Genomic DNA, 21,615 nt, shown 5'->3' with positions numbered 1-21,615 from the left:
CCCATGAACACGCTGAAAACCTGGGTGACGTCCCGGTGGTTCACCGTCGCGATCGGATTGCTATTGATCGCTGCGCTGATCTGGCTGGGCGCCCCCTATCTCGGGATCGGAGAACGGCAGCCGCTCGCGAGCGCCGCGGCCCGGCTGGCGCTGATCTTCGCGATTGTGCTCGGCTGGCTGCTGGTCGAACAGGTCATGCAATGGCGCGCGCGGCGCAAGACGTCGCAACTGTCCGGCGAGCTGGCTGGACAGGACGCGCAGCTTCCGCTCGACGAACCCGGCAGCGCCGAACGCGAGCAGTTGCAGCGTCGCTTTCGCGAAGCAATCGATATGTTGCGCAAGACCCGCAGCAATGGCAGCAATCTCTACGCGCTGCCGTGGTATGTGGTGATCGGTCCGCCGGGCTCGGGCAAGAGCACCCTGGTGCAGAATTCCGGGCTCGAGTTTCCGCTCTCGGAGCGCTTCGGCAAGGAGGCGCTGCGCGGCATCGGCGGCACGCGCAACTGCGACTGGTGGTTCACCGACGAAGCGGTGTTTCTCGACACCGCGGGCCGCTACACGACGCAGGACTCCGATGCGGCCGCCGACGCTTCCGCGTGGCAGGCGTTTCTGTCGCTGCTGCGCCGCTATCGGCGGCGCCGTCCGCTGAACGGCGTGATAGTGACCATGAGCGTGTCCGATCTGCTGACGTTCGACGAAGACACGCGTCAACAGCACATCCGCACCGTGCGCCGGCGCCTCGACGAACTCGCGCAGCACCTGAAGGTGGCGGTGCCCGTGTATCTCGTGTTCACCAAGTGCGATCTCGTGGCGGGCTTCACCGAGTTCTTCGACGATCTCGGGCCCGATCTGCGCAGTCAGGTCTGGGGCATGACGTTTCCCGTCGACGCGAGTATCGACGGCAGCGCCTGCGCGCGCTTCGCGGGCGAGTTCGACCTGTTGCTGGAGCGTCTGAATACGCGCGTGATCGAGCGTCTGCATGGGGAGCGCGATCGCAGCCGACGCGCCGCCGTGCTCAGCTTTCCGCAGCAGCTCGGCGCGTTTCGCGAAATTGCGCGGCAGTTCGTCGAAGGCGCGTTCGGGCGTCATCAGTACGGCGCAGCGCCGCTGTTGCGCGGCGCCTATCTGACCTCCGGCACCCAGCACGGCGCGCCGATCGACCGCATGCTGAGCGCCGTCGCGCGCACCTTCGGCGTCGACGTGGCGCGCGTGCAGGGCGGCGGCACGCAACGCCGGACCTTTTTCGTCGAACGGCTGCTGAAGGAAGTGCTGTTCCGCGAGTCGGGCCTCGCCGGCACCAATCCGCGGCTGGAACGGCAGAAGCTGCTGATGCAGGCCGCGATGTATATCGGCATCGCACTCGTCACGGCGCTGCTGATCACCGGCTTCGCCACCAGTTACACGCGCAACCGTCTCTACGTCGCGCAGGTGCAGGACACGCTGGAAGACCTGCCGCCAGCCAGCAGCCTCGCCGGCGCACCGGATCTCAAGACGTATTTCGCGCGTGCGCTCGCGCGCCTCGAAGTCATCTCGGGCGCGCAGGGCGTCGCGGGCCAGTATCAGGGCCACGTGCCCTGGCTGATGCGCTTCGGCCTGTTCCAGGGCCACGCGTTGTTCGAGCAGGTGCACGCCGCGTATCTGCGCGAACTCGACGGCACCTTGCTGCCCGGCGTCGGCGTGCGCTTTCGGGAAGGACTCAACGCCAGTGCCAACGCTCCGCAGGCACTCTACGACTACCTGAAGGGCTATCTGATGCTCGGCCAGCCGCAGCATCTCGATCCCGGCGAGCTGGCCGCGCTCGCGCGCATCGAATGGCAACGCATGTTCCCGCAGGACCCGGCGATCCAGAACGCGCTCGACAAACACTTTTCCGCGCTGGTCGACGATCCGGCGAGGCCGCGCGCGCTGACGCTCGACAACGCGCTGATCGATCAGGCGCGCGCGACGCTGAAGACCGCCGATCTCGCGACGCTGATCTACGGCAGCGTCCAGCTCGACGCCGGGCGTTCGGGGGCGCCGCCGGTGCGACTCGACCAGTCGCTCGGACTGCTTGGCAGCGTGTTTCGCCGCAAGAGTGGCGCGCCGCTTTCGCAACCGTTCCCCGCGCTGTTCACGAGGCCGGTTTTCGCCGCCGAGGTGAACGGCGGAATCGATCGATCGGTGGACGGCTTCGTGAAGGACTACTGGGTCTTCAACGCCAGCCGCATCGATCCGCTCGCGCGCTCGCGCTATGAACAGCAGGTGCTGGCGCTGTATGAGCAGGACTACATCAAGGCGTGGGACGCGCTGCTCGCCGATCTGCAACTTCAGCCGGTGTCTGACATCCAGGGCGCGAGTGCGCTGGCCGCGAAACTGTCGGGTCCGAGTTCGCCGCTGAAAGCGCTGCTGCATCTCGTGCGTGACAACACCAGCGACATGTTGCGCGGCGCCACGGCTGACGGTGCAACTTCGGCTTCATCGGTTTTGTCGGCTTCGGCGGTGGGCGCGCAGGCGGCGTCTGTAGGCGAGAACCTGGTCGCGAGACGCGCTGCGAACACGCGCCTTGCCGGCGAATTGCGCGATGCGGGCGCGACGTTGCCGGACGGCACCACGACCAACGGCACCGCAAGCACCAAACCGGGTTCGGGCGAAGCGCCGGCCAGCCAGCCGGGCGCCGCCATCGAGGCGCATTTCGCGCAGTTGAACCAGATGAGCGTCGGCACGCCGGGTTCGACGCCGCTCGATCAGATGTCCACCGTGCTCGACCAGCTCGGCAAGAACCTGTTGACGATGACTGACCTGAGCGCACCCGGCGCGCAGAACAATCCGGCCGTGCTCGCGGCGCGCCAGGAGAGCGACCAGTTGCCGCCGCAGGTGGCTTCGCTGATTTCCGGCCTCACCGGCAAGAGTGCGGATCTGGTCGCAAGCGGAAGCAGCGCCGCGCTCGCCAGCCAGTTTCGCGAGGCAGCGGGCAACGACTGCGCGAGCTTCGTCGATGGCCGCTATCCGTTTGCGTCGAACCGTGCATCGGACATCCCCGTGCAGAACTTCGCCGAGCTGTTCGGCAATGGCGGACGGTTCGACAGTTTCTTCAAGTCGACGCTCGCGAAATCAGTCGACACGAGTGGCCGCAACTGGCGCTGGAAGCCCGGCGCGCCAACCGGCCCCGACGCCGTGCTGAGCGAAGCGCAGAGTGCCGACGCGATCCGCCAGATCTATTTCCGCAACGGCGCGCAACTGCAGGTCGGCTTTACGCTGCTCGCGCCGCAGCTCGATCCGGCAATCGCGAAGCTGACCGTCGAAATCGACGGGCAGAAGTACGACTACGCGGCGAACGGCCCCGCGAGCATGACGATGACGTGGCCTGGACCGCAGCCCGGACACGTGGTCGTCAGTGCGTTCGATACGTCCGGCCAGCCGGTCGGCACGCCGCTGAAATTCAATGGCGACTGGGCGTTCTTCCACGCGCTCGATGCGGCCCGTCTGCAAAAGCAAAGCGACCTGCGCTATCTCGCGACCTTCGACTTCGGCGGCCATGCAGTGAAGCTGCCGATCGCGCCCGCGAGTCTGAAGAACCCGTTCCTCAACGACGAAGTCCGTCGTTTCAGGTGTCCGCGATGAACGGTGGAGTCGGCTTCTTCGGGAAGTTGCCCAGCGCGGGCGATTTTGTTCAGCGACGGCTGCCGTCCGTGTTCGTCGAAGGCTGGGACCGTGACTTCCAGCGCGCGGTCGAAACCGGGCGCCGCGAACTCGGAGCGCACTGGGACGCCGCATGGCGACAGGGCGCGGCGTGGCGCTTCGTGCTGCCCGCACCGGTGTGCGGCAACGTCGCGTGGTGCGGTCTGATCGGACCGGCCGTCGATCGGCTCGGCCGCGCCTTTCCGATGGTACTGGCTGCGCCCTGTGGCGGCGATGTCGCGACCGTGCTCGGCAATCACGCGTGGTTCGACGCGCTCGAGTGCGTCTATCGCAGTGCGCAGCACGAGGTCGTGAGCGTCGAAACCTTCGATGTGCGCGTGGCGGCGTTGCCCGGTCCGCTGACGCACGTGCGACCTGCGACCGACATGGCTGCGTTCTGGCGCGCGCTGCCGTGGGACGGCGGTCAATGGCGACTGGCGATGCCCGAAAGCGCGGCCGTTGGGATGGTGCTGGCCGAGGCATGGTCGCAACTCGGCAAGCGGCCGGGGCCGTGGTGCCTCTGGTGGACCGAACGTGCTGCGTGCCTGCTGGCGACGCGTGGTTTGCCGTTGAGCTACGCAGCGCTACTTGAGCCGGTGGTGTCGAGGGCGGGCGACGTGGGCGACGTGGGTGACGTGGGCGATGCGCTGCGCGAGTTCGGCTCGGCATCCGCTCGTCAGTGGGAGTCTGTTGCGTTGCCGGGCGATGAAGAGATCGCTGCCGGGCAATCCGGTCTGCACGCGGAGGATGGTCACGATGATCGAGTGTTGCCCGTCGGTTCGTCGGCAGCCGGTCACGCTGCAGATGCCAGCGATGCGCTGCTGCTACTCGACGACGGCCGCACGCTGGTGCTGAGTGCCGATGACGGCCCGTCTCACTCGCACCAACGTGCAGCGCGCGCCATCCGCGAGACGGCGCAGCGCAGTGCCGCGGATCTGCCCAGTCTGCGGACCGGCCTGCTGGCGCTGCACGCGCAACTGCGCGGCGCCCGGCACGATGCGCACGATGCGCACGATGCGCGTTACGCAGCGGCAGCAAACGGCGCTGCCCTCGTCGCGCGCTTTGACGCAGCGCAGGTGCGACTGCTGCGGATCGGCGCCGCAGCAGCCTGGCACTGGCGGCGCGGCCAGTTGCAACCACTGTTCGTCGAGCGGGCGGCAGGCGCGGGCGGCGAATTTGACGATCTGCTGTTCGGCGATGCATGGCTCGCGATGCCCGGCATCGGCGCCTCCGAAGAGCCGGATTGCGACGAAGCGTGCATCACGCTCGAGGATGACGATCGCCTGCTGTTGCTCGTCACCCGCGCGCTCATCCAGCTTCCGCACGCGTGTCTGTTCGAGGCGCTGGCATTGACCACGAACGAGGACGCCCGCCTGCATCTCGCGATGTGCGCGGGCCTCGGCACGCAGCCCGCGCAATGGCCGCTGGCCGTGATTGAAGCCGGCTCATGACAACGCATTGTTGCTCCGCCGGCCACACCGAGACAGGCAAGGTGCGCCGCCGCAATGAAGATGCGATTCTGGTTCGCGAGGACCTCGGACTGTGGGCTGTGGCCGACGGTCTGGGCGGCCATTCGGCTGGCGACTACGCGAGCACGCTGATCATCGAACGCCTTGGTGCGCTGACGCGCGAAGGCAGCGTCTTCGACTTCATTGCTGCGATCGAAGACAGCCTGCAGCAGGTGAACACCGAACTGCGCGAGGCCGCCGTCGCGCGACAAACCGACGTGATCGGTTCGACCGTCGCGCTGCTGGTGCATGACCAGCAGTTCGTGCTGTGCGGCTGGGTCGGCGATAGCCGCGTGTACGTTCAGGAAAACGGCGCACTGACGCAACTCACTCGCGACCACGTGCATGGTCAACCGGTCGACATCACGCATTTCGGACGACGCGCGCCGGCAGGCGTGGGCACTGGCGTGCTGACCCGGGCGGTCGGCGTCGACGAGACGCTCTACGTCGACTGGGCCATGGCCGGCAGCCGGCCCGGCATGCAGTTCCTGCTGTGCTCGGATGGCGTCAACAAGGAGCTGAGTGATGGCGAATTGACCGCCGCCTGTCGCGAGCAGCACAGTCCACGCCGGCAGATCGAGCGCCTGTTCGAGCTCGCCCTTGCGCGTCGCGCGCGCGACAACATTTCCGCCGTCATCGTGCGGCTCGAAGCATCGTGAAATTTCCGCCATGAACCATCCGGACCCCATCCCTTCCGCTTATCACGGGCGCACGCCGAAGCTGACCGCGCTATCCGACGCTTTCAGGACACGTTGGGAGCGTCAGATCGACGTTCTTCGCAGCGGGTTGGCACCCGCGAGAACTGGCGTGAGTTCCACCACTTCATCGTCCGCACAGATGGCCGGTGCGTTATCGGCATCCGTGCGCCGCAACCACGGCATGACTATCGTGCCGCCCGCGCTGTCGGTCCGCAGCGATCCGAACGGGCAGGATGTCGTGCAGTGCGAGTGGCTGCGACCGAGGAGGCAGCAGGCATGAGTGTGGACGAGCAGCAGGTCAACGACGCATTGCGCGCGCTCGACGAAGCCCATCGACTACAGCGGATTCAGCGCAACGAATACCGGTACCGCCGACGCATGTTGTTCGAATCGCTGGGGCGGGACACTGCGGGTACAGGCGACACCGTGCGGCGGGTCGTGCTGTCGGGCGTCATGCAACAGCCGGACGTGTCGGCGGAAGGTCACGATGCCGGAAGTGCGGCAAGTGCTGAAGGGGTGGCAGTGCGCACGGACCTCGACGCGCGACCGCTCGCCGCGTGGGCCGCCGTGCTGCTCGGCGTGGCCGCGGTGGGCGTCATGGTGTTTTGCTGGTTTGTCTTCGCATATTGAGCCGCGTTTTCGAAGCAGCCAGTCCGAGCGCAACAGCCGCTCAATGTTGCGCCGATCTGCAGGGATTATTCTTCGTCCGGCCCGGATAGCGTCTGCAGTTCTGCGAGGCCGCCGGGCGCGATGTTTTTAAGGACCTCCGCGAAGCGCTTGCCGACCAGACGTCTGGCTCGCTTGAGCAGGATCGGCAGCGGACTGGACGGTTCGTGACGTTCGTAGTAGTCGCAGATTTCGTCGATGCACAGGACGACGTCATCGGGTCCCTGGATTCGTCCGTTATCGCGCCGAGGGGCAGGGTTCGTGGGCGCGTCTTCGCCGGTCGACACCAATCCGGCGGCGAGCGCGTTGCCGCGCTCTGGAAAGCGCCGCGCCAACTGTGCATCGACGAACTTCTTCAACTCTTCGATATCGTCGGTCAGGTGGCCCAGATCGGGTCCAGCGGTACCCAGCTTTTCGCTCGCAATTGCATCAATGGCGCGCGCGTGCTCTAGCGCTATCGCGAGTGCTGCGGCCGCATCGGGCAACTGGTGTTCGGGGCAATCCATGCAGCACGCTTCGAGATCGATCAGCGTGGGCGCAGGCATGCCCTCCGCAGAGGGTGGCCGGGTGATTGCGCCCGTCGCGATACGCAGATCGCGCAACGAAAAGCGGCCGAGTCGCGGTGAGCTCACGAAGGGCGCGTTGCGGAAATAGGCGAGTACGCTCCGGGGATCGCCGAGCGGCATGATCGCGTTGGTGCGCGCGGTAGCGTCGTTGTCGTCGGCGGCGTCCAATTGCGGGTGCGCCGCTTCCCAGTAACGTTCCAGCAGACCGCGAACCAGGCCCAGACCGGCGCTCCAGCCTGCAATGCCATGAATGCGGGTCGAGGCGGCGGTCAGATGGATGGCCACACGCAGGTCGTTGGTACGATTGAACAAAGCCTCGGCGGCGGTTGCCACCTTATCCCAGTCCGGTTCTACGGCGGCCTTCAGGCTGTCGCCCATCGCCCGCTCGAATGTCGGTGTGGCGAGCCGCTCCAGCGCGATGAATTCCGGATCGTATTCGAGGTTCTCGCCTGTCGGCGTGCTGTCATCGATGGGGCGGAGCAGGTGATCTGGATCGAATGGCGTCATGATTGGCTGGCGAAAAAGGAAGGGCGCTGAGACTACAACGACAGGGCGCGTCCAACGAGCGCGCGGCATCAAACGGACAACAGCTAGTGCCCCGTAGTTATTCCGTCTCAACTGATCGTCAGCCTGGTACGCAGATCGAACGCTTTGCTACCGAGCGCCAGGCGCTTGCTCCCTTGCAAGACGTAGGACCTGGGTTCGAAAATCGCTGGCGCGCGTTTATTTGAGAGTTCCATAATTCATGACGTCACCACAGCGTAGCCTGCATCCAGCAAGCGGCAATGATCGAAGGCCGAGGAATTGGACGATCTCTTCCTTCTTGATGCTCCCCTCGTGCAGCCGGAACAAACAGTTGGTGCGCGTGAGCCCGGCGATGACAGAGACGTGATTCCAGTTGAAGTGAAACTGGATGATGGACGTCTGTCCCTTGGGCGCCCAGGTGCGGACTCTGGTCGGGCGCTCGCTGATGCCGGACTCGTGCACGAAGACAATCAGCCGCCCTTCTCGTCGGGCTTTTTTTAAGGGCCGGCCAGGTGCGGCGCTTCCAGTTGCGCACGGCATCCTCGTTGCGCTCGATGGCCCGCTTCTCGGGTTTTTGCGGGCTAAAGCCCAGTGAGCCCAGGATGCGCCAAACCTGCGTCTGGCCAAAGCGAACGCCGTGCATGCGTTCGATGACCGTGCCCACACGCTTGAGAGTCCACAGTTCAGTGCCAAATCCATGCTCGACGGGGCTTTGCAGCAGGGCGGCGCGAACAGCCGCCAACTGTTGCTCATCGAGTTGGGCCGGGCGCCCTCGCTCGCGCACCTCTCGCAGCGCATCGATGCCGCCTTCATCGAGCAGCCGCTTCCATGTGTACACCGTCTGCCGAGCGACACCCACCGCCAACGCCACCTCGGCGCAGCCCTTGCCCGCCAGCAGCAGCCGACCCGCCTTCAATCGCTTCTTTGCTGCTTCGCTCATTCGCCGTTGCGCCATGCCAACTCGTCTCCAGGACCGTCCTGAAAATATAACGCTTGAGACGCTCAACGGTTGTCATGATTTACGGAAAAATCAATAGTCGATCAATGTAGTCGGCCCAATCCTGCATGACCCTGCGACGATCGTCGTCAGACGTTGTTCTGTCGTAGGCCTTTACTCCGGCTTACGCCGGAAGAACTTGTGGTGCCCAGGAGAGGACTCGCATTTATCTTGTAGTGCATTGATTTTTAACGATTATTTTTAAAAGTCGCCCTTAAAGCGTACTTCTTTACGTACTCATTTTGCGGCTCGCTTGAAATTGTGACGCTTTTTGCGCAAACGCAATGCTGGGTCGACGATACAGTGATGGATGTTTCAGGTTACGGTTCCCCTGCGCCCACACGTGCCGCAGGGAAGTCAGGGGATGTTCAGATTTTTTATGCGTTCATAAAGTGTGAACCAGCTTATCAGCGACGCAACCCGGCGCAGCCGCGTTCCATTGAGTGTTATCGGCTTTCGTCCGGCTGGGCGAAGTGATGGTTTGACCAAGGAGGGGAAGCTGACGCTCGATGTGAGCGGCGCGGTCCAGCAATACACGCTCGCGGCCCGAGGCCGGATAAGATCGCGGGCGCAAGTGAGCGTCCTTGTGGCGAAGAACCGCACCGCGGCTTTTCCAGTCCTGCTGGCCACTGCCTATTTGACGCTTGCGTTGGCGGAGGAATGCGTCGAGCATGACCTGCAGCTCATCGATCTGGCCGGTAATCTGTACGTGCACGCGCCTGGCCAGTACAGACTTGTAACAGGCAGGCCCGCGAACTCCGAGATCAGGCGTTTGACATCGAAATCGGGGAAGCCCGCCATCTCCGCGAGCGCCTCTGCGCTCAGAATGATTTTTGTGCTGTTATCTGCTCCAGAGTTGCTTAACCGTCCATACCGGGAAATTGCGGCAGCGGCTGGTGTGGCGCTTGGCACAGTTGGCAGTGTGCTGGACGACCTGCGTGAGGGCGGCTTGCTGGCGGGCACGGACGACCGGCGATTGCTCGATCCTGCGGCGCTCAGGGAAGAGTGGGCGATCAACCATCTGCTTCGCCTGCTGCCGAAGCTCAACGTGCAACGGTTCGCAGTAGGCGATCCATCGTGGTGGCAGCATGCCGAGCTTCCTGCAGGGCAGGCGTGGTGGGGCGGGGAGGTTGCTGCCGCAAAACTGACAGGGCAGCTTCGGCCGGCCGCGCAAACGCTTTATGTCGAACCGTCGGCAAGACCGGATGTGACGATGGCACTCGCGAAGCGTTACCGCTTGCGTGCGGATCCCGCCCTACCAGCGCACCACGCAACTGATAACCGTTACCGGAAAGCGGTGACCACCATAAAGCGCCTCTTCGTTCTTTATCACGCGTTCTTACTCGGCCATCTCGCCAACGTGACACGCCTCGACCTGCGGCCTGCGCGTTGTGAGGAAAAGCTGCTGCGCCCGTCCAAGGGGCAGCCGGATGGGCTTGTTGGCCAGGCCGTCGCACCGGCAGCCCTGCATCGGACGCCGGCCGGTCAGACGAACGTCGGACATTCCGCCGGATAGCTCGATGCGAAGTTACTGAACGATGCTGACCGGTCCGTGATCGTCGCAGTGGTTGCCGTGCGGGTGGTGCAGATGTCCGTTGACGAGATAGTCGACATGATCGCCGTGCGGCACGGCCGGGTGGCCGCAGCTTGGGCCATGCACGTGGCCCGGCTCATGTCCGCCGCACTGATGATCGGGCGTGCAACGATCAGGGTTGGTGGTGTTCACCTCGAGGCGGTGTTCGTCAACGTGGTCGCCATGCGGGTGATGCAGATGACCGTCGTGCAGATAGTCGACGTGATCGCCATGCCGGATCGCCGTATGTCCGCAGTGCGGACCGTGCTGGTGGTCGTGGTGAGCGTGGTGCGGTTCGTTGCAGGGGGCCATGGTGTTTGCTCCGTCAGGATGATGCAGCTTCGGGGTGCTCGGCGGCGTGGGTCAGAACGCTCTGAAGAAGCGTCAGGACGTGCTCGTCCGCGAGGGCGTAGAAAACATGCTTAGCCTCCCGGCGGCGCTTCACCAGCCGGGCGGCATGCAGCACTTTCAGTCGGGCTGAAATGCTGCCCAGCTTGGCCTGCTCAAACCCTACAAGTTCGGTGACGCAACGCTCGCCCTGCGACAGCAGGACAAGCAGCCGCAAGCGTGCGGGATCGCGCAGCGCGTGAAACATCGCACCGGCCGCTTCGAGCTGGGCGGGCGAAGCGGCAACGGGTGGCCGGTCCGAACAGTTGTGAGTACAGGCAGGCGTCATATTTATCAATCTATAGTTCGTTAGAATGATAAAGGCTTCTGCGGGACTGTCAAGTGCTTTCGCCGGAAGTAGGGGCGCAACAGGTCCCGTTGCCAATGCGGGCTGGATGGCATGGCCGCAGTGGATCTGCGGGATTTGGCGGTTATGCACCAGTTCAAGGCAGTACGCCGGGCGCCACCATTGTGGCGGCAGCTGGCGTCTTGCCCCCAGATTTTCGCGAGCGCCCGAACTGTGTCGAATCAGCGGGCTTCCGGATGAACAGTCCTGTGGATCCCATGGTTGGCGTACCGATATCGACCTGAATATGTCCCTCGCGTGCATGTAGCACGCAGCCGGTCGCGCGGGCGCATGCCGGGCCCCAGTAGTCAGGCGGACGCCTGGGTGGCTTTGCCAACGCGACGGCTGCGTTGACAGTTCTAGCCTGGCCGCCGGACATGCATCGGCAGTAGGGGGCGGCGCATGTCACCCCCGTTTCAGGGCAACGTCGCCGCGGCCCCGGTCGGCACGGGATGTGCCACATGCCGTCATCCAGCCGGTGGCCATTCTGTTACGCGACGCGACGGATCGGTTCCTGCTGTCACCTCTCAATACGTGCGCATACGCGCAATCCGCACCATCCCGTCAACCTTCGCAAATGCAACATAGTTGCGTTTGTGTATAATTCGGGCGATGTGCCGGAGCGCATCGCAAGCCCGCTCCCTATGCAGTACCCGATTAAGGAAGCTGTGATGCATGCGCAAGAAGCCGACGTCTGCGATCAGGCGTACGAAAACCTGGCGGGCGAACTGTCGGCGATCCACGATCCGCTGCGTGAGATCGCATGGGCAGCGCGTTTACGCGACGCGCGCGTGAGCGGCTATCTGGATGCGGTCGTTCGTTCAGGTATTGATTCCGCACGCTGGATGGCGCAGTGGAAGAAGGGTGAGCCGCTGGTCGATGGCCCGTGGCCACGGCTGCAGGGGGGCGCGGTGTTCGGGCGCGAGTGGTCAACGCTTGCGGCGACGCTCTGCATACTGCTCGACAGTCGCAGTGCAAGGCTACGCATTGAGGTAACAAGGCAGACGACGTGTCCGCGCTTTCACGTGGACAACGTGCCGGCGCGGTTGCTATGCACGTGGCGGGGCCCCGGCACCGAATATCTTGAGGGCCGGTGTGCCGATCGCAGCCGGCTCGGGCCGGACAGCGGCGGCCTGCCGGACGGGGGCTCGGGCCTGATTCTCGACAGTGCGGGTGTTCACCGCATTCCCACCTTCACCGTTGCCGTCCTCAAGGGCGAGCGGTGGCCCGATGCGCGCTCGCACGGGGCGATTCACCGTTCGCCGGCAATGCCGCCCGACGCCAGCCCCCGCGTCATGGTTGCGATCGATATCCCCTGATACAGAAATACAAGGAGTCATTTCATGGATGCACGACTGCCGGTTACGGTCCTTTCAGGCTTTCTCGGCGCGGGCAAGACGACGCTGCTCAATCACATTCTGAACAACCGGGAAGGGCGGCGCGTCGCCGTCATTGTCAACGACATGAGCGAGGTGAACATCGATGCCGCGCTCGTACGTGACGGTGACGCGCAGCTCTCGCGCACCGACGAGAAGCTGATCGAGATGAGCAATGGCTGCATCTGCTGCACGCTGCGCGAGGACCTGCTGCTCGAAGTCAACCGCCTGGCGAAAGAGGGACGATTTGACCAGCTCGTGATCGAATCGACCGGGATCTCCGAGCCGCTGCCTGTGGCCGAGACCTTCACGTTTGCCGACGAGAGCGGTCAGAGCCTGTCCGATGTCGCACGCCTCGATACGATGGTCACCGTAGTCGACGCGTTCAACTTCCTGCGCGACTACAGCTCACAGGACAGTTTGCAGTCGCGCGGAGAATCGCTCGGCGATGAAGATGAGCGTACGGTCGTTGACCTGCTGATCGAGCAGATCGAGTTCTGTGATGTCATCGTGCTGAACAAGGCCGACCTGATCGGCGTTGCTGACCGTGAGCGACTGATGGCGATCCTGCACAGTCTGAATCCCCGGGCCCGCATCGAGATCTCGGAATTCGGTCGCGTGCCGCTCGCCCGCGTACTGGATACGAAGCTGTTCGACTTCGAGGAAGCGTCGAAGGCGCCGGGGTGGCTCAAGGAACTGCGCGGGGAGCACACGCCCGAGACGGAAGAATATGGCATCCGCAGCTTCGTGTGGCGCGCACGGCGTCCGCTGCATCCTGAGCGCTTCGGGGCGCTGGTCAACAGCGAATGGCCGGGCGTCGTGCGCTCAAAGGGGTTCTTCTGGCTCGCGAGCCGTCCCACGCACGCGGGCTCGTGGTCGCAGGCGGGCGCGGTGTGCCGCCACGGCATGGCGGGCCTCTGGTGGGCGGCAGTGCCGAAATCGCACTGGCCGACCGATCCCGAATCCCTCGAATTCATCAACCGCAACTGGGAGCCGGACGTCGGCGATGCGCGCCAGGAACTGGTACTGATCGGTGTCGACATGAACGAGCCGGCACTGCGCCAACGCCTGGATGCGTGCCTGCTGACCGACGCTGAAATGGCTGAAGGCCCGCAGGCATGGACGCAGTATGACGACCCGTTCCCTGCGTGGGGCGGCCGCGTGCCCGAGGAAGAAGGCGCCGTATGACCCCGCGAGCCGGCGCGACGACACGTCGTTCGCAGCGTGGTGGGCAACGCCCGACGCGGCGGGGGCGCGGGTCCCGTACGGGCACCCAGGCACAACCGCTAGATCTTGGAAAGCTGGACATACCACACGGGGAGTGCGCGATGGACCTGATTCCGGTAACGCTGCTGACGGGTTTTCTTGGCAGTGGCAAGACGACGGTACTGAACCGGCTGGTGCAGCAGCCGGAAATGGCCGATGCGCTGGTGCTCATCAACGAGTTTGGTGAGATCGGGCTCGATCACATGCTCATCGCCCACAGCCGTGAGGACATCGTGGTCGAGATGAGCAGCGGCTGCCTGTGCTGCACGATCCGGGGCGACCTGGTCCGCACGCTCAAGGATATCCACTGGCGGTTCTCGCGCGACGGTCGGCGGCAGTTCAGCCGGGTAGTGATCGAGACGACCGGGCTCGCGGACCCGGCGCCGATTGTGCATACACTGGCCACGCATCGCGACCTGCGCGAGCGCTACCGGCTCGATGGGCTGGTGACGACGATCGATGCGCGAAACGCGGAGGCGACGCTCGACGCGCACGCCGAGGCGGTCAAACAGGCCGCGATGGCAGACAGGCTGCTGCTGACCAAGACGGATCTCGTGGACGTGGAGACGCTGGAACGGCTCACCGATCGGCTGCATGCGATCAATCCGGCCGCGGGCATTATCCGCGTCAGTCACGGTGAGCTGGCGGCAAGCCGGATACTGGACCTGGGTCTTTTCACGGCAGACGGCAAGATTGCGGACGTCGAACGGTGGCTCGCCGAAGAGCAGTATGGTTCAGGCGACGATGGACATCACCACGGCCGGGCCCATCACGACCACCATCATGTGGATCACCTTGCGCATGCGCAAGGTGACGGGCCCGGACACGGCGATCACGAAGCGGAGGAAGCTCATGCCGATGAGCCGCACGAGCATGGTGAACACCCGCATCATGACCATGCACATGACGTCAACCGGCACGACGACCAGATCCGCGCGTTCTGCTTCACGGTCGAGGAGCCCATTCCCGAGCAGGTACTGACCGACTGGCTCGACGTGCTGCTGTCGCTGATGGGGCCGTCGATGCTGCGGATCAAGGGCATTCTGAACGTCGAAGGCGAGGACAGGCCGATCGTCATCCATGGCGTACAGCACGTCTTTCACCCGCCGGTGCCGCTCGACGCCTGGCCGGGTGAGGACCGGCGTTCGCGGATCGTGTTCATTACCCGCGCGGTCGAACGTGAAACGGTCGAATCGACTTTCCGGCTGTTCAGCGAGGTGGGCGCCATCCGTGCGCAGGAGACGCATTCCGGATGACGAGGCTCCCCATTGCGCTCTACAACACGCTGACCCGCCGCAGGGAACCGCTGCAGACCGGCATGCCCGATGCGGTCACGTTGTACGTGTGCGGTCCCACCGTGTACAACTACGCGCACATCGGCAACGCACGGCCGGCAGTCGTGTTCGACGTGCTCGTGCGGCTGCTGCGCAGGCGCTACCGCTCCGTGCTCTATGCGCGCAACCTCACGGACGTCGATGACCGGATCAATGAGACGGCGCGCCGCGACGGCGTGCCGATCGGCAACATCACGTCGCGGTATATCGACGCGTACCACGAGGACATGCAGGCGCTCGGCGTCCTTCCACCGGATATCGAGCCGCGCGTGACAGAGCATATCCCCGACATCGTCGGGCTCATTGAAACCCTGATCGAACGGAAACACGCCTATGTGGCGGAAGGGCACGTACTGTTCCATGTCCCGTCCTTTACGGAGTACGGCCGGCTGTCGGGGCGCCGCACCCGGGACATGATTGCCGGGGCGCGGGTGGAAGTGGCGCCATACAAGCGCGATCCGCTCGACTTCGTGCTCTGGAAACCTTCGAGCGACGACATCTCGGGCTGGGACAGTCCATGGGGGCGCGGCCGCCCGGGATGGCACATCGAATGTTCAGCGATGATCGGGCGACATCTGGGACGTACCATCGACATCCACGGTGGCGGCCAGGACCTGATCTTTCCGCATCACGAGAACGAGATCGCGCAGGGCGTCTGCGCGCACGATGGTGAGCCGTACTGCCGGATGTGGGTACATAACAGCTTCGTCACCGTGGACGGCCAGAAGATGTCGAAGTCGCTCGGCAACGTGCTGCTGGTGCGCGATCTGCTCGCGCACGCGCCCGGCGAGGCGCTCAGGCTGGCGCTGCTTTCGACCCACTACCGTCATCCGCTCGACTGGAGCGTGCAGCGGCTACAGGCGGCATGCCGGACGCTGCAGCGGGCCTATATGGCGCTCGATGCCGTCTCGGGACTTCCGCATCTTGGGACCGGACCCGACAGCGAGGTGGAGGCGGCCCTCTCGAATGACCTGAATGTACCGCGCGCGCTCGCCCGTCTGTATCGGCTGCTGGAGGATCTTGAGCAGGCTTCCCAGGGATCGGCGCAGCAATGGGCGAAGGCGTGCCTGCTGGCGTCCGCACAACTGCTCGGCCTGTTGCAGCAGGAACCGGCTCAGGCACTGGTGGCACTGCGCGGCCGTATCGACGCGACATCCGTCACGGAAGACGCGTGGGTGGAATCAATCGTGGCCCGCCGCGCCGAGGCACGCCGGCAGTACGCGTTTGGGGAGGCCGATGCGCTGCGCGACGAGCTGCTGCGCGCCGGTATCCAGATCGAGGACACGCTGGAAGGGACAGTCTGGCACCGAAGTCACGGAGTCCTGGCATGATCCGCAAAAATCCACGTGGGGACCTGCCTGTGGTCCACGAAAGCGCGTTTGTTGATCCGACCGCCATCCTGTGCGGACGGGTCATCGTCGGCGCGAATGTATTCATCGGCCCGTACGCGGTGATCCGTGCCGACGAGACGGATGCGCAGGGCGGCATTGAACCGATCCATATCGGCGCGCACTCGAACATCCAGGATGGCGTTGTGATCCACTCGAAGTCGGGCGCTGCGGTAACGGTCGGCAGCCATACATCGATCGCTCACCGCGCGATTGTGCATGGTCCCTGCGAAGTCGGCGACCGTGTGTTTATCGGCTTTAACAGCGTGCTGTTCAACTGCACCGTCGGTGAAGGCTGTGTGGTCCGCCACAATGCCGTAGTTGACGGCTGCAACCTTCCCGCAGGCTTTTACGTGCCGTCGACCCAGCGCATCGGGCCGGGCACCGACCTGTCGACGATTCCGAAGGTGACTGCCAGTGCGTCGGAGTTCTCCGAGGACGTCGCGCAGACCAATGTGAGGCTCGTTCAGGGATACCGCCGCATCGCGAACGAATTGTGACCGTAGGGGATGACTGATGTTGATCCGCAAGCTGTTTTCGTTTGAAGGTGCGCATGTCGTGCGGCATGCGTCATCGCATCGTTGTGCATGGTCGATCCACGGCCATTCCTATCGCGTGGAGATCATTCTCGAGGCCGATGCGCTCGATCACGGCCAGATGGTCTATGACTTCGGCCTCCTCAAGGGGGAGGTCCGGGAGATCGTGGACGCGTTCGACCATACGCTCGTGTTCTGGAACTGCGACGACCCGGCGTACATGGAGATGTGCCGTAGCCATTCGCAGCGCTGGATTGCCCTGCCGGTGTCGCCCAGCGCGGAGCAGCTCTCGCGCGTGTTCTTCGTGCTGGTCGATGTGGTGATGCGTGCGATGCCGATGCGTAACGGCGAGGCGGATGTCAGGGTCCAGTCGGTGATCGTGCATGAGACGGCGACCGGCTACGCACAGTGCTTCCGGCGCGATGCCTACAATCCGCGCATGGGGCTGGTCAGTCCCGCCCTGATCGGATTCTCGGATGCCGTGCGCCGGGAGGCGACGACCGGTATCCTGGATGAACTGACCAGCGCTATTGCGTGCGCACCGGCATGCTGACGTCGATGGGCGCAGCGAGCCGTCATGCCGACCTGCTCGTGCGCGGCGGTACCGTGGTCAGATTGGAAGGAAGTGGGCAGGCGGACATTGCCTGCGTTGACGGCCGGATCGTTTCGATCGAGGCGCGCGGCTGGAGCGCTGACCAGGTCGTGGATGCACACGGCCTGCACGTGCTGCCTGGCGTGATCGACTCACAGGTCCATTTCCGCGAACCGGGCCTCGAGCACAAGGAGAATCTCGAAGCGGGCACGCGAGGCGCGGTGCTCGGTGGCGTGACGGCCGTTTTCGAAATGCCCAACACCAGTCCGTTGACGCTGCGCCGCGACGACCTCGAACGGAAGATCGCGGCAGCGTCAGGACGCGCGTGGTGTGATATCGCGTTCTACATCGGTGGCTCGTCCGTCAACGCTGGTGAGCTGGGCCACCTGGAAGCGTTGCCGGGCTGCGCCGGCATCAAGGTTTTTATGGGCAGCTCGTTCGGCGATCTGCTCGCGGATGACGACGTTGTACTACGGCGCATCCTCGAGCACGGCCGGCGGCGGGTGGCCGTGCATGCGGAGGACGAGGCGAGACTGCGCGAGCGCCGGTCAATCGCAGAAGCATCGGGCGACGTGCGCGACCATCCGCGCTGGCGTGACGTGGATAGCGCGCTCGATGCGACGCGCAGGATCGTCGGCATGGCGCGCGAAACAGGACGGCCGCTGCATATCCTGCACGTTTCGACGGCGGAAGAAATCGCGCTGCTGGCGTCGCACCGGAGCCGGGTGACAGTCGAGGTACTGCCGCACCACCTGACCCTGTGCGCGCCCGAATGTTATGAGCGGTTGGGCACGCTTGCGCAGATGAACCCGCCGGTCCGCGAGGCCCGGCACCGGGAGGCGCTATGGCGCGCGCTTCGGGAGGGACGAGTGGACACGCTGGGCAGTGATCACGCTCCGCATACGCTGGAAGAGAAGGGCCGCCCGTACCCGCAGTCACCCAGCGGCATGCCGGGCGTGCAGACGTTATTGCCGGTCATGCTCGATCACGTCAGCGAGGGACGGCTGTCGCTGCAGCGTCTGGTGGAACTGACGAGCGCGGGTCCGGCGCGGGTGTTCGGGATAGCGGAAAAGGGACGCATCAACGTGGGCTACGACGCCGACCTGACGCTCGTCGATCTCAAGGCAAAGCGCGAAATCACGAACCGCTGGATCGCAAGCGTCTGTGGCTGGACGCCCTACGATGGCATGCGGGTGACGGGGTGGCCGGTCGCCACCATCATTCGTGGCCGTGTGGTGATGCGCGATGACGCCGTGCAGGGATACCCAGTGGGACAGCCGGTCCGCTTCGACAGGGCGATGGCGATCACGCCGGCATGACGCCCGGAAGCTGTCAGAGCTGCGTGGGATTGGGCGCGTCGCCGTACACGGCGACGGGGTCAAACGTCTTCGCACCTTCCGTGAACCGCAAGGTTGCTTCGGGCAGGTCAACCGCGCGGTAAAAACAGCTGCGATAACCGACGTGGCAACTCGCGCCCCTGCCCGCCACCTCGACGCGAATCCACAGCGCGTCCTGGTCGTCGTCGATGCGCATCTCGACTACGCGCTGGGTCAGTCCGCTCGTCGCACCCTTGGACCAGAGCGTCTGGCGGCTGCGGCTCCAGTAGTGGGCGATACCGGTCTCGATCGTCCGCGCAAGGGCTTCCCGGTTCATATAGCCGACCATCAGGACGTCGTCCCGGCCCGCATCACTGACGACGCAGGGAATCAGTCCATCAGGGCCAAATCTGGGCGAGAGCGAGCGACCTTCCTCGACTTCGGTGACGGATGTTTATGTCACACCCGATGCATCATGCCCGAAGTGACGTGTTTTCCAGCGCGGCAGCAAACCAGCCCAGCACCCTTTGCAGGTGCACTTCGCCGTAGAGCCGCGCAAACCGCTGTGTCTCGGCATTGTCGGGGTCGCCGAGTACGGCCAGCCGTGCCTGGATGAACGCCGGCGTCAGCGTGATGCCGCACTCGTGCTCAATGCAGTGCTGCCAGTCATCGAAGCTCTGGGGAATCGGCGAGGTCATGGGTACGGCGGGCGCCAGCGGAAAATCCCATGGTAGCAGGGTTGGTTATTAATGCAACAAAGTGGCGTTAATAACCTGATTTCGGACCCGCCGAATCAGGTGCAACGATCCTGCGTGCTCACACGCCGTGGGTCGAGCAGTCGCGGCAGGTACCGTGAATCGTGACGGCAGAGTTCGTGCTATGAACGCCGCGGCGGCTAAGCTTGCGCTCTATCCGGGCGAGCACACCGGCCAGTTCCGGATCTTCCGGAAGCGCAGAAATGTTGTGGCAATGATCGCACTCGAAATAACCAGTGGAGGTCTCGTGCTCTGCGATTGCATGGCGCCAGGCCCGGTCAGATCCCTGGATTCGGGTGAGCAGGCCAACGGCAGTTAGCCGGTCGAGGATCCGGTAGAGGGTCACGCGATCCACTTTTCCCGCGCCTGTAGCGGCGCCCAGATCGCGGGCGAGTTCTTCGTGCGAACGGGGCTGTTCGGCGCCCTCCAGGCGTTCGAGCACGGCAACGGTAAGCGCGGTGGAGCGCAGCCCCGCCTCGCGCAGGCGCGATGGCCAGTCGGTAGGAGCGTGTGGTGGATGTTTGCGCGGAGAGTGGCGGGTAGGCATGGATGACCGTGGATGCAACTGTCCAATGATGGAATGATACATCGTTCCGCGCGGGCAAGGCCACGCGTGTCGTATGGTCGTCGTCATGGACCTGGCGGCATGCCCTGGTCGAACAGCGGTTGCAGGCCATCCTCCGCAGCGATGGCCATCGGACGCCCGACTGCCGTCTGCCGGCCGCCTGCCCAGCGCTCGAGCCGGTACAACGCGCCGAAGGCGAAGGACGGCGGTTGCATTCCGGCACCGAACACAGCCTCGCCACCGCGTCGCATGCTGTCCGCGAGCCATGACATCAGGCGCAGGTGATAGGGGTTGCGGGCAATTTCACCATGGTGACAGGTCAACGCCTCGATCATGGTCGCGACGCTTGAGCTGTCGAGTTCGACGAGGGTATTGGGCTGCTCCAGGGTGCCCCAGAATTCTGTCTGCGCAAGCCAGACGGCGTGTGCATGTTGCTGAAGGGCGTCATGCACGAGCCAGTGGACACCGATGTGCGTCGCAGAGCCATCACGCTCGTGCGGGCAGAAGACGATGCGCGGCCGATAGTCGTCGAACAGCGCGGCGAGGCGGTCGATGTCACGGGCCCAGCCTGCCGGGTCGGCGCGGCGACGCGCTGGCGTGACCGGCTGGCGACCGTCGAGGGCTGGATCGAGCAGCGCAAAATCAAGCCGGGTACAGGCATGGCACAGCTCGTTCCATCGTTCACTGCGGCGGCATGGAGGTACACGCGCAGGATCCCCTGGCGGTCGTAGTCTTCAACCGCCTCGCAGTTCGGTGCGCAACGATGATCGATCCAGCGGGCGGCGTTCCCGCCGGTGCCCGCATCAATGCAGTAGCGGCCGTCACCGTCACCCAGCGCAAACAGAAAGGTGTGGAACGGGTCTTCGGCGTTGACGGGATGCTGGCGTCGTGCTGCCGCGTGGGTAATGCGCGCCCCCCTGTATTCGATGATGCGCATGCCGCGCGGAATGTCGGCAACGGCAAAGACACCCTTGCCATGGATGGGACTGCGTCGGATCTGGATCAGGCGGGGCATGAATGCAGGAATGTATGCGGTGAAGCAGACTCAAGTATAGCGTTCCCTTTTCTAATTATCGCAACTGTGTTGCGTTTACGATGCGGGTTAGATATCGTTCTGCCGGAATCGCGGGCGATCCGACCGCTGGCGCGATGACCCGGACGTGAAGCGGGCAGCCTGCACGGGCAGGCATGCGCTAGCCAGGCCGGGGCGCGGGGGAATTGAGTGTGCGATCGATTAGAATTGCGCACGCAAAGCCCGGAAGCTGGTGCAAATCCAGCGCGGTCGCGCCACTGTGACCGGTTTCCTGAAACCGGGAGTCAGACCTGGGCCTTGTCTTCCTTCACCTGTCATGGGGCGCGAAACCCCAGGAGAACCGCCATGACCTGCATCGTCAGTGTCCACCGGGCATCGGCTGCCCGTTGCTTCCTCTTTTTCTCCCGTCGTCTGTGTTGACCCGGTAAGTTTCGCCGGTCAGTACGGCATGCCTGGTTCGTGTTTCCGGCAATCGTGCGGCGTTTCACTGCGTCGATGACATGGTGGATCGGCACGTGTGTCGAGCGCATA

General features: G+C 64.4%; 20 protein-coding genes, 3 pseudogenes and 1 riboswitch. Of the genes and pseudogenes, 14 read left to right on the top strand and 9 right to left on the bottom strand.

Annotated features, from left to right (window positions below; all coding sequences use genetic code 11):
- Nucleotides 1–3 precede the first annotated feature (3 nt).
- From tssM to OKW38_RS11485, 5 genes are read left to right on the top strand one after another with little or no spacing between them, the layout of a single operon-like run.
- Nucleotides 4–3,600, top strand: a complete 3,597-nt coding sequence (gene tssM / locus OKW38_RS11505) for a type VI secretion system membrane subunit TssM (protein ID WP_429361532.1) — start codon at nucleotides 4–6, stop codon at nucleotides 3,598–3,600.
- Nucleotides 3,597–5,108 (top strand): type VI secretion system-associated protein TagF, encoded by a 1,512-nt coding sequence (gene tagF / locus OKW38_RS11500; protein ID WP_429361530.1) that lies wholly within the window; start codon nucleotides 3,597–3,599, stop codon nucleotides 5,106–5,108. The genes tssM and tagF overlap by 4 nt, the downstream gene beginning before the upstream one ends.
- Nucleotides 5,105–5,824 carry a PP2C family protein-serine/threonine phosphatase gene (locus OKW38_RS11495; RefSeq protein WP_187610332.1) on the top strand — a complete coding sequence of 240 codons (720 nt, stop codon included), beginning with the start codon at nucleotides 5,105–5,107 and terminating at the stop codon, nucleotides 5,822–5,824. The genes tagF and OKW38_RS11495 overlap by 4 nt, the downstream gene beginning before the upstream one ends.
- A gap of 10 nt (nucleotides 5,825–5,834) precedes the next feature.
- Entirely contained in the window at nucleotides 5,835–6,143 is a 309-nt protein-coding gene (locus OKW38_RS11490) for a hypothetical protein (protein ID WP_429361528.1), read from the top strand.
- 2 nt (nucleotides 6,144–6,145) lie between these two features.
- Nucleotides 6,146–6,493 (top strand): hypothetical protein, encoded by a 348-nt coding sequence (locus OKW38_RS11485; RefSeq protein ID WP_429361527.1) that lies wholly within the window; start codon nucleotides 6,146–6,148, stop codon nucleotides 6,491–6,493.
- A gap of 65 nt (nucleotides 6,494–6,558) precedes the next feature.
- Here OKW38_RS11485 and tssA read toward each other — a convergent pair whose 3' ends face one another.
- Together tssA and OKW38_RS11475 are read right to left on the bottom strand one after the other, a co-directional pair.
- Nucleotides 6,559–7,602, bottom strand: coding sequence for a type VI secretion system protein TssA (gene tssA, locus OKW38_RS11480; RefSeq protein ID WP_429361525.1), 1,044 nt, complete (start codon nucleotides 7,600–7,602; stop codon nucleotides 6,559–6,561).
- 291 nt (nucleotides 7,603–7,893) lie between these two features.
- Nucleotides 7,894–8,575 (bottom strand): annotated as a pseudogene (locus OKW38_RS11475) (IS630 family transposase); the annotation flags it as partial.
- Between the two features lie 436 nt (nucleotides 8,576–9,011).
- On the opposite strand from OKW38_RS11475, the gene OKW38_RS11470 reads away from it, so the two are divergent.
- Nucleotides 9,012–10,133 carry a type IV toxin-antitoxin system AbiEi family antitoxin gene (locus OKW38_RS11470; protein ID WP_429361523.1) on the top strand — a complete coding sequence of 374 codons (1,122 nt, stop codon included), beginning with the start codon at nucleotides 9,012–9,014 and terminating at the stop codon, nucleotides 10,131–10,133.
- Nucleotides 10,134–10,145: 12 nt separating this feature from the next.
- Here OKW38_RS11470 and OKW38_RS11465 read toward each other — a convergent pair whose 3' ends face one another.
- Nucleotides 10,146–10,502, bottom strand: a complete 357-nt coding sequence (locus OKW38_RS11465; RefSeq protein ID WP_429361521.1) for a hypothetical protein — start codon at nucleotides 10,500–10,502, stop codon at nucleotides 10,146–10,148.
- 13 nt (nucleotides 10,503–10,515) lie between these two features.
- On the bottom strand, nucleotides 10,516–10,785 hold the full coding sequence (locus tag OKW38_RS11460) for an ArsR/SmtB family transcription factor (RefSeq protein WP_176078880.1): 270 nt from the start codon (nucleotides 10,783–10,785) through the stop codon (nucleotides 10,516–10,518).
- A gap of 809 nt (nucleotides 10,786–11,594) precedes the next feature.
- Between OKW38_RS11460 and OKW38_RS11455 the strand changes: the two genes are divergently transcribed.
- The 7 genes from OKW38_RS11455 to OKW38_RS11425 all read left to right on the top strand — a co-directional run bounded on the left by OKW38_RS11455 (nucleotide 11,595) and on the right by OKW38_RS11425 (nucleotide 18,734).
- Nucleotides 11,595–12,242: a DUF1826 domain-containing protein gene (locus OKW38_RS11455; protein WP_429361520.1), complete on the top strand. Its 648-nt coding sequence runs from the start codon at nucleotides 11,595–11,597 to the stop codon at nucleotides 12,240–12,242.
- 24 nt (nucleotides 12,243–12,266) lie between these two features.
- Entirely contained in the window at nucleotides 12,267–13,487 is a 1,221-nt protein-coding gene (gene zigA, locus OKW38_RS11450) for a zinc metallochaperone GTPase ZigA (protein ID WP_429361518.1), read from the top strand.
- A 140-nt stretch (nucleotides 13,488–13,627) separates the two neighbouring features.
- On the top strand, nucleotides 13,628–14,821 hold the full coding sequence (locus OKW38_RS11445) for a CobW family GTP-binding protein (protein ID WP_429361516.1): 1,194 nt from the start codon (nucleotides 13,628–13,630) through the stop codon (nucleotides 14,819–14,821).
- Entirely contained in the window at nucleotides 14,818–16,230 is a 1,413-nt protein-coding gene (gene cysS / locus OKW38_RS11440; protein ID WP_429361514.1) for a cysteine--tRNA ligase, read from the top strand. The genes OKW38_RS11445 and cysS overlap by 4 nt, the downstream gene beginning before the upstream one ends.
- Nucleotides 16,227–16,787 (top strand): carbonate dehydratase, encoded by a 561-nt coding sequence (locus OKW38_RS11435; protein ID WP_090804292.1) that lies wholly within the window; start codon nucleotides 16,227–16,229, stop codon nucleotides 16,785–16,787. Before cysS ends, OKW38_RS11435 begins: the two co-directional genes overlap by 4 nt.
- Before the next feature lie 16 nt (nucleotides 16,788–16,803).
- Nucleotides 16,804–17,376, top strand: a complete 573-nt coding sequence (locus OKW38_RS11430) for a 6-pyruvoyl trahydropterin synthase family protein (protein WP_429361512.1) — start codon at nucleotides 16,804–16,806, stop codon at nucleotides 17,374–17,376.
- On the top strand, nucleotides 17,370–18,734 hold the full coding sequence (locus OKW38_RS11425) for a dihydroorotase (protein WP_429361510.1): 1,365 nt from the start codon (nucleotides 17,370–17,372) through the stop codon (nucleotides 18,732–18,734). Before OKW38_RS11430 ends, OKW38_RS11425 begins: the two co-directional genes overlap by 7 nt.
- A 13-nt stretch (nucleotides 18,735–18,747) precedes the next feature.
- On the opposite strand, the pseudogene hisI reads toward OKW38_RS11425, so the two are convergent.
- The 4 genes and pseudogenes from hisI to OKW38_RS11405 form a co-directional block, all read right to left on the bottom strand.
- Nucleotides 18,748–19,158 (bottom strand): annotated as a pseudogene (hisI, locus tag OKW38_RS11420) (phosphoribosyl-AMP cyclohydrolase); the annotation flags it as partial.
- A 46-nt stretch (nucleotides 19,159–19,204) separates the two neighbouring features.
- Nucleotides 19,205–19,429, bottom strand: coding sequence for a hypothetical protein (locus OKW38_RS11415; protein ID WP_090804297.1), 225 nt, complete (start codon nucleotides 19,427–19,429; stop codon nucleotides 19,205–19,207).
- 118 nt (nucleotides 19,430–19,547) lie between these two features.
- Entirely contained in the window at nucleotides 19,548–20,075 is a 528-nt protein-coding gene (locus tag OKW38_RS11410; protein WP_143037154.1) for a Fur family transcriptional regulator, read from the bottom strand.
- Nucleotides 20,076–20,116: 41 nt separating this feature from the next.
- Nucleotides 20,117–20,503 carry a hypothetical protein gene (locus OKW38_RS11405; RefSeq protein WP_429363825.1) on the bottom strand — a complete coding sequence of 129 codons (387 nt, stop codon included), beginning with the start codon at nucleotides 20,501–20,503 and terminating at the stop codon, nucleotides 20,117–20,119.
- Between OKW38_RS11405 and OKW38_RS11400 the strand changes: the two genes are divergently transcribed.
- Nucleotides 20,480–20,782, top strand: coding sequence for a hypothetical protein (locus tag OKW38_RS11400; RefSeq protein ID WP_429363823.1), 303 nt, complete (start codon nucleotides 20,480–20,482; stop codon nucleotides 20,780–20,782). The two genes, OKW38_RS11405 and OKW38_RS11400, sit on opposite strands and share 24 nt — an antisense overlap.
- A 47-nt stretch (nucleotides 20,783–20,829) precedes the next feature.
- Here OKW38_RS11400 and OKW38_RS11395 read toward each other — a convergent pair.
- Nucleotides 20,830–20,988 (bottom strand): annotated as a pseudogene (locus tag OKW38_RS11395) (SET domain-containing protein-lysine N-methyltransferase); the annotation flags it as partial.
- A gap of 266 nt (nucleotides 20,989–21,254) precedes the next feature.
- Nucleotides 21,255–21,398: riboswitch (cobalamin riboswitch) on the top strand.
- Nucleotides 21,399–21,615 lie beyond the last annotated feature (217 nt).

The sequence above is a fragment of the Paraburkholderia sp. MM5496-R1 genome, from assembly GCF_050436205.1.
Lineage (GTDB): Bacteria > Pseudomonadota > Gammaproteobacteria > Burkholderiales > Burkholderiaceae > Paraburkholderia > Paraburkholderia tuberum.
The sequence above is the reverse complement of the archived record's forward strand: the minus strand, read 5'-3'. Positions and strand labels throughout refer to the sequence as shown.